Annotated in this window: 10 protein-coding genes; 3 read left to right on the plus strand and 7 right to left on the minus strand. The window is 61.8% G+C overall.

Translation table 11 applies throughout. The annotated features are described in order from the left end of the window. A partial coding sequence (locus JHD62_RS08435) for a twin-arginine translocation pathway signal (RefSeq protein ID WP_199102517.1) occupies window positions 1-1204 on the plus strand: 1204 nt, incomplete at its 5' end. 29 nt (window positions 1205-1233) lie between these two features. Here JHD62_RS08435 and JHD62_RS08440 read toward each other — a convergent pair. Further along, the gene (locus JHD62_RS08440; protein WP_199102518.1) at window positions 1234-2157 is read right to left on the minus strand and encodes a LysR family transcriptional regulator; all 924 of its coding nucleotides are present in this window, start codon (window positions 2155-2157) and stop codon (window positions 1234-1236) included. Between the two features lie 169 nt (window positions 2158-2326). On the opposite strand from JHD62_RS08440, the gene JHD62_RS08445 reads away from it, so the two are divergent. Beyond that, on the plus strand, window positions 2327-3547 hold the full coding sequence (locus JHD62_RS08445; RefSeq protein ID WP_199102519.1) for an MFS transporter: 1221 nt from the start codon (window positions 2327-2329) through the stop codon (window positions 3545-3547). Between the two features lie 103 nt (window positions 3548-3650). Beyond that, window positions 3651-4130 (plus strand): DUF3237 domain-containing protein, encoded by a 480-nt coding sequence (locus JHD62_RS08450; protein WP_199102520.1) that lies wholly within the window; start codon window positions 3651-3653, stop codon window positions 4128-4130. Between the two features lie 43 nt (window positions 4131-4173). Here JHD62_RS08450 and JHD62_RS08455 read toward each other — a convergent pair whose 3' ends face one another. The 6 genes from JHD62_RS08455 to JHD62_RS08480 all read right to left on the minus strand — a co-directional run bounded on the left by JHD62_RS08455 (window position 4174) and on the right by JHD62_RS08480 (window position 12478). Continuing rightward, a complete protein-coding gene (locus JHD62_RS08455; protein WP_199102521.1) occupies window positions 4174-5703 on the minus strand; it encodes a DUF3138 family protein in 1530 nt (509 codons plus the stop codon). A 32-nt stretch (window positions 5704-5735) separates the two neighbouring features. Further along, window positions 5736-6830 carry a polyamine ABC transporter substrate-binding protein gene (locus JHD62_RS08460; protein ID WP_199102522.1) on the minus strand — a complete coding sequence of 365 codons (1095 nt, stop codon included), beginning with the start codon at window positions 6828-6830 and terminating at the stop codon, window positions 5736-5738. 76 nt (window positions 6831-6906) lie between these two features. Beyond that, window positions 6907-8526, minus strand: coding sequence for an amidohydrolase (locus JHD62_RS08465; RefSeq protein WP_199102523.1), 1620 nt, complete (start codon window positions 8524-8526; stop codon window positions 6907-6909). A gap of 126 nt (window positions 8527-8652) precedes the next feature. Further along, window positions 8653-9474 carry a LuxR C-terminal-related transcriptional regulator gene (locus JHD62_RS08470; protein WP_199102524.1) on the minus strand — a complete coding sequence of 274 codons (822 nt, stop codon included), beginning with the start codon at window positions 9472-9474 and terminating at the stop codon, window positions 8653-8655. A gap of 198 nt (window positions 9475-9672) precedes the next feature. Beyond that, the gene (locus tag JHD62_RS08475; RefSeq protein ID WP_199102525.1) at window positions 9673-11379 is read right to left on the minus strand and encodes an amidase; all 1707 of its coding nucleotides are present in this window, start codon (window positions 11377-11379) and stop codon (window positions 9673-9675) included. A gap of 184 nt (window positions 11380-11563) precedes the next feature. Further along, window positions 11564-12478 carry a LysR family transcriptional regulator gene (locus JHD62_RS08480; protein ID WP_199102526.1) on the minus strand — a complete coding sequence of 305 codons (915 nt, stop codon included), beginning with the start codon at window positions 12476-12478 and terminating at the stop codon, window positions 11564-11566. Window positions 12479-12570: the final 92 nt, after the last annotated feature.

The following is a 12570-nucleotide window of genomic DNA, read 5'->3' on the forward strand; positions in this document are numbered from 1 at the left end:
GATGGGAGTCATCGAGTCTGGTGGCGACAGCCTGCGCCCCCGCTTTGACGAACGGGTGCTGGTGCATGCTCCGGACGAGCGACTATGGCGCGACGGCCAATGGCAGGACGGGCTGCTGCCGCGTGGCCTTGGCCCCGACGACAATGCACAGCAGCAGCGCTTTTTCTGGCATGTCCGACAATTGCAGCAACAGCGTGGCATTGATGGCCGCCGCGTGTTTACCATCCCCGCTGCGCTCGCCTCGGAAGACCCGGCCTGGCGCGCGCTGGACAGGCAAAGCTTTGCCAGCTGGCTGGCCGCACAGGGCTACACTGCGCCCGGTCTGATGTGGTACCTCGATTATTGCTGCCGTGACGACTACGGCAGCACACTGGTCCACACCTCGGCCTGGGCCGGTCTGCACTACTTTGCCGCCCGTGGCGGCCATGCGGCCAATGCCGAAGACGGCGCGGTGCTGACCTGGCCGGACGGGCTGAACCCGGTGCTACGCCACCTGCGCAAGCGCATCGGGCCGGAGCGCCAGCTGGACGGCGCAGCCTGGCGCGTGCAACAGCAAGGCCTGCAGGTACAGGTGGATTATGTGGATGCGCATGGTGCACAACGCCTGCTGGCACGGCGCGTCATCATGGCCATCCCCTTGCACGTGGCCTGGCATCTGTTGCCGCACATGGCCAGCCTGGGTTTCGAACATCAACATCTACCACCCCGTGCCCCCTGGCTGGTGGGCAATGTACTGCTGGAACGCTTTCCGGCCGAGCCGCCGCACCAGCCGCTGGCCTGGGACAATGTGGTGTATGGTAGCCGCAGCCTGGGCTATGTGGTGGCCACCCATCAGTTGATCCGCACCGCACTGCCTGAACGCACGGTATTCACCACCTATCATGCCTTTGCCGATGACGACCCGGTGGCAGTCCGGCAACACCTGGCAGCGGCCAGTACGGATAGCTTGTTCGAACAGGCCATGACAGACCTTTACACCGTGTACGGTGCACGCTTGCGCCGTCACATGCTGGCTGCCCGCCTGACGGTACGCGCCCATGCCATGGCCAGTCCGCAGCCGGGTTTTCTTGCCAACCCCGGTCTGGCTGCACTACGCGCCGTGGACGGACCCATCCTGTTTGCCCACTCCGACCTGTCCGGTTTGTCGCTGTTTGAGGAGGCCTCATGGTGGGGCTGCGTGGCGGCGCAGAAAATACTGGGCTGATGCGGCCCGTTCATTTCCTCAATACGTCCTCACTGCTCGCCAAAAATGGCAGGCGCTTCGGCACGCACCAGGTCGATAAAACGACGCAAGCGGGCCGGATAGAAACGGGCATAGGGATACACCAGGCTGACCGGTAGCGGTGCGGCCTGCCATTTGGGTGCCAGCTGGATCAACTGCCCTTGCTCCAGGTATTCGGTCATCACCCAGCGCGAGCCTATTCCTACCCCGACACCCTGCAAGGCCGCACTGCGCAAGGCATAGAGGCTATCGGTGCTGAAACGCGGGCGAATCTGGATGCGCTTGTGCCTGCCCGTCTCCGAGTGGGTCAACTGCACCTCGTTGCGGTAAAAGGTGCGCAGGGCGAGCCAGGGCAGCGCCGCCAGCTCGGCCACGTCTTGCGGTATCGGCTGGCCATCAAGCAAGGAAGGCGCTGCCACCACGATGCGTGGCACCTGGGCCAGTGGCAGGGCAACCAGCCCTGGGTCGGTCACTTCACCCACCTGTATCGCACAGTCGATACCGGCGGCAATGTAGTCCTGAATGGCCCGGTCATCATGCAGCAGCCATTCCACCGACATGCCGGCATGCTGCTGCAGATAGCTGGCCAGCGGGCCGATCAAGCGTTCCTGGCCAAAGGCGTGCGGCACAATCACACGCAGCACGCCCTCTGGCTCTTCCCTGGCCCCTTTGAGTTCGGATTCAAAACGTGCCCAGCCGGCCAGCAGCTCCTTGGCGCGCTCATAACAGCGCTCGCCATCCTGGGTCAGCCGCATGGTGTGGGTGGTACGTTGCAGCAGGCGCAAACCCAGCGAACGCTCCAGCATTTGCAGCCGACGGCTGATGGTGGGTTGGGTCGTGCCCAGTTGCAGCGCTGCTGCGGACAGGCTGCCCGCCTCGACAATTTTCAGAAAGGTCAGCATCAGCTCGATGCGCTCACCGGTTCCTGCTTGCAAGGGCACGCTCGTCCGCAGCGGACTGCCCGGTTCTTGTATGTCATCCATCATGGTCAGCCTTGTACTGTCATACACAATACGTATAACAGATCTTCAATCCACGCGCCTACCCATGCACTGCACACACAGCCATGATGTCACGGTCATCACTTGATCCATGAGGCTGCACATGTCTTCCACCAAAGTCCTGCCACATCCGGTGGCTCCATCGGTCACACCGGCCCAATCTCACGCCCTGCCCCGCTCGCTGATCGGGCTGATGGCCACCGGTGCCGGGCTGTCGGTTGCTTCCCTTTACTACAGCCAGCCCATGCTGGGCGTACTGGCTGGCGATATCGGTGCGCCCGCTCAGGCCACCGGCCTGGTGCCCACCCTGACGCAGCTGGGTTACGCGCTGGGTATCTTGCTGCTGGCCCCGCTGGGGGATCGCCATGACCGGCGCAACATCATGCTGATCAAGGCTGCCGTGCTGATGCTGGCCTTGCTGCTGGCCGGGCTGTCGCCCTCGCTGGCGGTATTGCTGCCGGCGTCATTGCTGATTGGCCTGAGCGCAACACTGGCCCAGGACATCGTACCGGCTGCCGCCACGCTGGCCGCCGAGTCAGAGCGTGGCAAGGTGGTGGGAACCGTGATGACCGGCTTGCTGACCGGCATTCTGCTGTCACGGGTCATCAGCGGAGTGGTGGCCGAGCAATACGGCTGGCGGGCCATGTTCTTCCTTGCCGCTGCCAGCATCCTGTGCATCGGTCTGGCCATCCGTCGTTATCTGCCGCGCTTTCAGCCCAGCACGACTCTGCCCTATCACGCCTTGCTCGGCTCGCTGCTTGGCCTGTGGCGCCAGCATCGTGCCCTGCGCCGTGCGGCCATTGCGCAAGGACTGCTGTCGGTTGGCTTCAGCGCATTCTGGTCCACGCTGGCCATCATGCTGCACGCAAGCCCCTTCCATATGGGGAGTGCCGCTGCTGGCGCGTTTGGCCTGGCCGGTGCCGCTGGTGCGCTGGCTGCACCGCTGGCCGGTCATCTGGCGGATCGCAAGGGGCCGGAGCTGGTCACCCGTGCCGGTGCCGCGCTGGCTGCCTTGGCCTTTGTCATGCTGAGTCTGGCACCCATGCTGTCGCTGAACACGCAGCTTGGCCTGCTGGCGGCTGGCGCGGTGCTGTTCGACCTTGGCGTGCAAGCCAGCCTGATCGCCCATCAGGCTGTCATCTACCGGATTGACCCGGCGGCGCGCAGCCGACTGAATGCTGTACTGTTTGTCTGCATGTTCATCGGCATGTCGCTGGGTTCGATATTGGCCAGCTTGTTGCTGGCCGGGTATGGCTGGAGTGCGGTCACCGCGTTTGCTGCGCTGGCGTCCTTGCTGGCCTTGCTGGTGCGCTGCTGGAGGTAAGCATCTGGCCACAGCGTGTTGTCGGCAAATCCGATGACAGCCAGTGCAGGACAGTGGGGGTAGCCTCTGGCGTTTCCCCACCTTTTGAGACTGGAGCGCGCCGATGCAAGCTGTACATGTCCCCCCGCCTTTGCAACTGTGGTTAAACCTCTCGGTCAATATCGGCCCCGAAATGGCCGTGGGTGACACGGTGGATGGTTACCGCTGCCTGTACCCGATCACCGGTGGCGTGGTGCACGGGCCGGATGGCCTTTCGGGCCGGGTATTGCCGGGTGGATTCGACAATTACCTGCAACGCGCGGACGGGGTGGGCATCATGGATGCCCGCTATGCGGTGCAGCTGGACGATGGCACGGTGCTGCTGGTGCATAACCGGGGTTTCCTGCATCTGTCACCCGCAGGCGCAGCGCTGGAACGCGACGGGGTATGGCCGGTTCCGGCTGAGCTGTACCACTGTCGCTGCCAGCCAGAAATCAGCACTGGCGCGGGCCCTTATTACTGGGTCAACCATCAGGTTTTTGTCGGGACAGTGCATTATCCGCAGGCCGAGCAGGTGGAGATTGCCATCTACCGGCTGGCTTGAAAAACAGCCGCCTCGCGCGGGCGGGGCGGCTGTTGTATCAGGTTCAGAATGCATAGATGAACTGGGTGGCCAGAATGTCGTTATTGCGTGACAGACTGCCATCGCTGCGCTGGAACACCGCATTGCTGGCAAAGTCATGACGGTATTCCAGCTTCACCGTCATTTTGTCTGCAGGGTAGAACAGCAAATCCAGCGCGATGTCACTGCGGTTGGTCCCCTTGCAATCCATACCGTTGTTGCTGGAGGCATTCAGACATTGCTGGTCCACGCCCCAGCCGCTGGTGGGATTGATGCTGGCCGTGTTGCCGCTCAGGCCATACAGGATGCCGCTGCCACCACCGCCGTTGCGGCTGTTGTTCAGGTAGTCCACCCGCACCACCGTGCCCACCTTGCCCAGCCAGTCGGTATTCCACTTTTTGGCCGCCAGCAAGGAGAAGCCATACCATTGCGCCATGCCGCCATTCCAGGCGCTGTGTGCTTGCTGACCGTAATCCAGCTGGGCGTTGTACTGGATGTCCGACCAGGTATAGGTCAGGTCAGCTTCGGCATACAAGTAGCGGCCAAAGGGGGATGCCAGATTGCACTGGTAGCCATAACCGCTGGTACAGCTGGATGGCGTCAGAATGGTCTGGCGGCCGATATTGGCGGAAAAGCCCAGGTCCAGCGAGCTGGTGTACTGGTAGTCCAGCCGCGCTGCCAGTGTTGGCGTGCTGTTGCTGTTGCTGCGCCCGTTCTGGCTGACGATGGCACCAGCCGACTTGAGCTGCTCGTTGGCCAGCATGAATTGCCACAGCGTCTGGTAGTTGTTGGTAAACAGCTTGTAGTTCATGCCCAGATAGGATGCCGGTTCACTGAAGTCGAACAGCAGATTGTGGGTGAGCGTCTGGGTCAGGTTGGACGGATTGGGCTCATAGCCGGCCAGGCTGGGTAGCAGGCCCAGTTGCAGGGTGCCGGTGGAACTGAGCGGCAAGTTGACATTGGCCTGGTTGAAAATACTGTTGGTCAGGCCGCCGCCTTCACTGCTGAAGCTGGCACCGCTACCGCGGTCCGGCTGGATCACCAGCTCCACGCTGGGTGCCTCCGGCCCCACGCCAAAGGTTTTCTTGATGTCCAGATACACATCGCCCAGATTGCTGTCGTAATAGTTGTAAGCGCTGTTCTTGTTGAGAAAGCGGAACCCGGCAGAGTTGCTGTTGCGGTTGTACAGGAACATGGGGTCAACAAAACCGGTGACGCTCAGGCCGGCAATCGGCCCGGTTTGTGCCGCTTCGCTCAGCGTGTCTACCTTGATCTTGAGGCTGTTAACGGTTTGCTGCAGGGTTTCCGGCTCCTCGCTTTCGCTTGCTGTTGCCGCATTGCCAGTACTTGCTGCCGTGTTGTTGCTGCCCAGTTGCTGTTGCAGGCTTTGCACCTGCTGCTGCAGCAGCGGAATCTGGGCATTGCTTTGCTGCAGGGCCTTTACCTGCTGCTCCAGTGCCTCCAGTTTTTGCAGCAGGGCGGTGCTGCTGTCGCTACCGGCGTGCGCCATCACCGGCAGGGCCATGACGGCCATGGCGATCAGTTTTCTTTGCATGATGTTTACCCCGAATGGCTAAGCGATGACGTTCAGTGGGTTTTCAGTTCCTGCCACAAGCGGGTTTCCAGCCGCATGATTTCGGTAGGCAGGGCGCGTACGGTGAACAGCTTTTTCATTTCGGCGGCGCTGGGGTAAACCGTCGGGTCGGACAGCACTTCCGGCCGGATCAGCGGCTTGGCCGCCGGTACTGCGCTGGGGTAGAAGGTTTCGTTGCTCAGCGCCGCGGCCTCGTTGGGCGAAATGACATGGTTGATCCATTTCATCGCGGCGTCGGCATTGGGCGCGGTTTTGGGCACGGCCATCACGTCAAACCAGATCACGCTGCCCTCTTTGGGCAGGACATACTGCACGGTGTATGGCTTGTGCGCGGCCAGGGTGGCAATGCGGGCGGTGTTGATATCACCGGAGTAACCGAAGGCCATGCAGATATCGCCACTGGCCAGGTCTGTGCCATAGCTGCTGGAATTGAACTGTCCGATATAGGGCCGGATGGTTTTCAGCAGCTTGAACACTTCCTGGTAATCGGCCGGATTGGTACTCAGCGGATTCTTTTTCAGGTAGTGCAAGCCCATGCCGAACATGTCCACCGGCGAATCCAGCACCGACACGCCACACTTGGACAGTTTGGCCATGTATTTGGGGTCGAACAGCATGTCCCAGGTATTGAGCGGCACGCCCTTGCCCAGTACCGACTCCACTTTTTGCAGATTGATACCGATGCCGTCCGTACCCCAGTTCAGCGGTACGCCGTATTGATTGCCGGGGTCGCTGCCTTCCAGAATCTTCATCAATGCCGGGTCCAGCTTGGCCAGATTGGGAATCTTGCTCTTGTCCAGTTTGCGGAACATGCCGGCCTGCAACTGACGGCCAAAGTAGGCATCGGAAGGGACGACAACGTCGTAACCGGAATTACCCACCAGCAGCTTGCTCATCAGGGTGTCATTGCTGTCGAACTCCTGATAGCGCACCTTGATGCCGCTCTGCTTGAGGAAGTTGGCATTGGTTTCCTTGGCCAGGCTATTGCCCCAGTTGTAGACATTGACCTGAGCGGCATCGGCTGCCGCATGGCCGGACACGCCGCCCAGCAGGGCGAGCGCACAACAGGTATGGATCAGTTTCTTCATTTCTCAGCCTTTGTAGTGATGGCCGCTCTGCTGGCGGCATGGTGTGAACAAACGGGAATCAGGCAGCGACTGGGTTTCAATCCGTATCCGCGCCATACACGGGTTCACCACGGAACACCGTGCATAGCACCCGGGTCTGGTGCAGCTGCTGTATCGGTTGCGCAAACAGGCTGCGCTCCAGAATCAGGAAATTGGCCTCATGGCCCGGCAACAGGCCGCGGCAATCATCAAAGCGCAGCGCATGGCTGGCGTTCACGGTGTGTGCCTGCAACATCACTTGCAGGTCCAGGCGCTCGTCCGGGTTCCAGGCTTCTGCCGCCGGGTCATCCGTGGGCTGGTGGGTGACACCGGTCTGCATGATGGCCAGCGGGTCCATGGTGGAAACCGGCCAGTCCGAACCACCGGCCAGCATGACGCCTGCGTTGCGCAGGCTGCGTAACGGATAACTTTGTGCTGACCGTTCGCGGCCCAGGATTTCCTGGTAAAGGGCCTGCAACTGCGGGGCAGCAGCGGTCCACAGCGCCTGCACACTGGCAATGGCACCAAGCGGGCTGAAGCGGGGCATGTCGTCCGGATGCACCAGCTGCAAATGGGCCAGCTGTGCCCGGCGCTCACGCGGGCCATTGCACTTGGCCGCCCATTCCAGCGCGTCCAGCGCCATGCGCACGGCGCGGTCGGCCAGGGTGTGAAAATGCAGGTCGAAACCGGCAGCATCGGCCATGGCAACGATTTCATTCAGCGCGCCCTGCTCCCACAACGCCAGGCCACAATCCTGCGTTCCCGGGTACGGTTCCAGCAAGGCCGCGGTTTGGGATTCGGTCACCCCGTCAATGAAGATCTTCACCGTATGCACGTGCAGGGTGTCGCCTGCGTAACGGCGTTTCCAGTCCTGAAAGCGGGCAATCTGCGCAGCGGGATCATGCCGGGGCGTGGCCAGCAGCCCGGCACTGACATGCAGCTTGAGCGTGCCGGCATCCCGCGCGGCGGCATAGGCTTGCAGCAGGCCTTCATCCACCCGGGCGTCGAACCAGCCGGTAATGCCCAGACGGTGCGCCATGGCAATGGCCTTGGCCAAGGACTGCGGATAACGGGCGGGGCCCAGTTGCGGAATCAGCCCGAACAAGCGGTACAGGGCGGCTTCGTGCACCACGCCGCTGGGCTGCCGGCTGCCTGGCTCGCGCTCATGAATGCCACCCTTGGGGTCCTGGGTGTCGGGGCCGATGCCGGCCGCCGCCAGCCCTACGGTATTCAGGCAGCCGCTGTGCACGTCATGCCCCAGCAGCAGCAAGGGGCGGTCTGACAAGGCGACATCCAGTTGCTGGCGGGTGGGGTAGCTGCCGAATACGTTCAAATCAATGCCGCCGAGAAACACCCAGGGCTCCTCTGCCTGGGCGATGGCCGCCTCGCGGATCAGTTGCAGCACTCCTGCGGCGCTGTCGGCCCGGTCGAGGTCGGTATCACCCACCATTTGCTGCCCTTCCAGCGGGTGGGCATGGCCATCGACAAAGGCCGGGATGATCTGCTTGCCACCAAGGTCTATCCGCTCGGTCTGGCTGCCGGCCATGGCAAGCATGGTCTGGTCATCGCCGCTGGCAATGACCTTGCCGCCGCCAATGGCCAGCGCGGTGTGCATGGCGCTGAAATCGTTACCGGTATGGATGCTGCCGTTGTAATAGATTTTTTCGGGATACTGCATGCCTGCCTCCTGATTCATGACCGGCACAGGGTCATGCGTCAGGAGGCTGTTGCGCCCCTTGGCAGAACCGTGTGCAACCAGTCCTGATCATGGCGGGAGGGGGGGCTGACTGTCTGTCCTCGGATTTCAGGACACGGCCGCAAGCTGGCGGTGACGCTGCTCCACCGTCACGCACCAGGCAAACAGTTCGGACTTGCTGGTGACACCGATTTTGGCCAGCGCCCGCTCCATATAGGTGCGCACGCTGCACTGGCTGATGGAAACATGCTCGGCAATTTGCGGCACCGACCAGCCTTGCAACATGGCGTGACAAATCAGCCGCTCGCGCCCGGACAGCTGCTTGCCTGCCAACTGCAGGCAGCGATCGAAATACTGCAACAGGGTGTCTTGCGACGGGGTGATGCAGGGCGTACTCAGCTGGGCATGCCGGGCCAGCAAGGGAATGAGGAAATGACAGGTCTGGCGCAGGCGGCTGAGTTCGCCAAGGGTAAAGGAAGGCGTGTGGCGGTTGCGAAAGATCGACAGCAAATACACATAGTCGGTTTCACAGCCCAGCAAGCTGCACTCTTCGCCCAGCGGGCTCTGGGCAATCATGCGGCCATAGGCGGTAGGCGGGTAAACCTCGTTGCGCGACAACACCAGCTGCGGGTCCTGCACTTGTTCGATGAACTGCAATAACTGGCGATCCTGCTTCCACTCCATGTCCTGCTGGTAGAGCGACAATGCAAGCCGGGTTTCTTCCGGGTCGGCATTACCGGCAAAAAACAGCACATCCAGCTGTTCCACCGCTTGCTGCTGACTGCCACGGCGAAAACGCAGCGCCGTCATGTGATAGGAACACGGGTCGACCACCCCGTGCAGCCAGCTCCACAGGCGCGTGGTGAACTGTGCAGTCCCCAGGCTCTGTAGCAAGCCACCTGCCGTTTCCAGTGCAATGGTCTGTTGCATCCTGCCTCCTCATGCCGGCTGATCGGGTATCCGTTTCAGCCACACTATATATTGATGTGACGGATAGCCAGATCGAAAGCACAAATCGCGCCATGCAGCAGGCCCCTGCACACTCCTGCCGTACAACCCTGCCCGGCTGCAAAACAAAAAGCCAACCGGCAAGGGTTGGCTTTTTCTGCTTTGTACGGCGGTCGTGGCTTACTGGCCGAGTGCCGGGGTGCGCGGCGGAATCATCCGTCTGCTGCCGGTGGCCTCGAAGGCGCTGGCAAAACGCAGCAGTGCGTTGTCGTCGTAAGCGCGTCCGGCAAAGGTCAGGCCCACCGGCATGCCGATATCGGCCATCACGCCCATCGGCACGGTCACCGTGGGTACGCCCAGGTGGCGGATGGCGAGGTTGCCATTGGCCACCCATACCCCGTTGCTCCAGGCGATGTCGGCGGAAGCCGGGTTGACGTCGGCATCAGCCGGGCCAACGTCGGCTACGGTGGGAAACAGCACCGCGTCCAGCCTGAGTTCGTCCATCCAGTCTTCCAGGTCCAGCTTGCGGATTTTCTCCAGACCGCGCAGCCCGTCCGGCACGCTGGCAATCTGGTCAAAGGACTTCAGTCCGCGCTTGGCCATGTTGACATACTCTTCCATGCCGGCTGCCAGATCGCCCTCGCGGTTGGGCAGGGTGCCGGGGTCGTGCGGGAAGATTTGCGGGCCATCCACGTCCGCCAGCTTGTTGAGCTTGGGGTCGCCGTTGGCACGCAGGAATTCATCGAAAGCCCAGCCGGACAATTCCCATAATTCATCGTGCAGGAAGTCCGGCGGCAAGATGCCGCGATTGGCCACGGTGGGTGCGCCGGGCCGGTCGCCTTCACAGTTGGACACCAGCGGGAAATCCACCTCAATCACTTCTGCACCGGCGGCTTCCAGCGCCTGCCGCGCGGCTTCCCACAAGTCGATTACCGAGGCACGGGTATGGATGCGCTGGCCGGTGGGGCCGCCGATGCCGGGCGCAGCGCTGGTGCCGGCCAGTTCGTCCTTGTTGATATACATGCGCGGCACGCCAAAGCGTTTGCCTTTGAGCGTTTCGGGCCGGGACAGCAGGGCCGGATAGGCGTCCGGGCGCACGGTAGATGCCTTGGGAATCTCCACCCAGGGTTGCAGACGCCACAAATCACCACGGGTGACCGGGTCGTCGGCCACGATGATATCCAGCACTTCCAGCAGGTCGGCCATGGTGCGGGCATAGGGCACCACCACGTCCATGGTGGGGGTCAGCGGCCAGTTGCCACGTACCGAAATCACCCCGCGCGACGGGGTATAGGCACACAGGCCGTTGTTGGAGGCGGGGCCACGGCCGCTAGACCAGGTTTCTTCCGCCATGCCGAAGGCGGCGAAGCTGGCGGCAGTGGCAGTACCGGCCCCGTTGGACGAGCCAGAGGCAAACGGCGCGGTCAGGTAGTTGGCGTTATAAGGGCTTTCGGCGCGGCCATAACAGCCACGCTGCATGCCGCCATTGGCCATCGGCGGCATATTGGTCTTGCCCAGGCAGATGGCACCGGCGGCGCGCAGGCGGGAAATAGTGAAGGCATCGTGCTGGGACACCAGCTCTTTGAAGGCCGGGCTGCCCGAAGCAGCAGTCAGCCCCTTCACCAGATAGCTGTCCTTGGCGGTGTAGGGAATGCCATCCAGCGGGCCCAGTGTTTCGCCACGGGCACGGCGCGCATCGGAGGCTTCGGCCTCGCGCATGGCTTCCGGGTTGGGCACCACCACCGCATTCAGCCGGGTTGCCGTGGCGGGGCCATCGTAGGCCGCTATCCGTGCCAGATAAGCCTTGACCAGCTCTACCGCCGTGGTACGCCCGGATTCGAGCGCGGCACGCAGCTCGGCAATGGATAGCTCGGTAACCTCGATCATGCTACACCCTCCACTAAGAACACGGATTTCATTCCCGTCACGCTGACAGCCTTGCAACAAACGCAGGCATGGGCGATGACGCAATATGGCGGCTAATCTACAAGAGACTGGCTCATGCGGGAAAATGATTCATTTTGATATACCCATTCATGCGATGAATACCGGTCCATCCCTGCCGCCTCAGCTAGTCGGTCGTTTCAATCAGACCGCGCATCAAGCCGCGCAGCCACAGCAGCGCCGGATTGCTGTCCTGCACCGGATGCCAGATGCAGTTGAGGTGATAGCCGGGTAACTCCTCCGGCAGCGCCACCATCTTCAGCGGCCAGTAACCCGCCATCATCGCCGCCACCTTCTTGGGCAGGATGAACAGGTGGTCGGTATGGCTGACGATGGCCGCCGCCGCCATATAGCTCTGGCTGTGTACCGAAATCTTGCGCTGCAAGCCGCGCGCGGCCAAAAAGTCATCCATCGGCGAGCCCAGATTGCCCAGCGGCGCATGGAAGACATGCGGCAAGGCAATCAGGTCGGCCAGGGTCAGCCGGTCGCTGCAAAAAGGGTGGCCGGCACGCAAGATGCCGGTCAAGGGCTCGTTCAGCCAGGTTTCCCGGCACAGATAGCCGGGAATCTTCATGTATTCGTCAAAACCCAGCAGAAAGTCGATTTCCCCGTCGGCCAGCGCCAGTTCCGGAATCTCTTCCCGCAGGATGGTGATGTCGATATGGACATTGGGCGCTTCCACCGCCAGCATTTTCACCAGCGGCGGAATCAGCACGCACTCCACGTAATCCGTGGTGCACAGGGTGAAGCGGCGCGTCGAAGTAGCCGGGTCAAACGCTTCTGGCTGGCTGAAGTGGCTTTGCAACAGGCTGAGCGCCTGATGCACACCCTGTTGCAGGTAGAGCGCCTTTTGCGTGGGCTGCATGCCGTGTGGCGAGCGCACCAGCAGCGGGTCGTTGAAAAATGTCCGCAAGCGGTTGAGCGAGTGGCTCATGGCAGGCTGGCTGACAAACAGTTTCTCTGCCGCCCGCGTGACGCTGCGCAGGCTGACCAGGGCATCCAGCGCCAGCAGCAGGTTCAGGTCCAGCTGGTGCAATTTCACATCATTCACCGTATTTATGAAAGTATTCGTATTGTTCATTTGCTGAATAGTTTGCCTCTCCCTAGACTGCGTCTGTCAATCATTTCCTCGTG

The organism is Aquitalea sp. ASV11 (assembly GCF_016429185.1).
Taxonomy (GTDB): Bacteria; Pseudomonadota; Gammaproteobacteria; order Burkholderiales; family Chromobacteriaceae; genus Aquitalea; species Aquitalea pelogenes.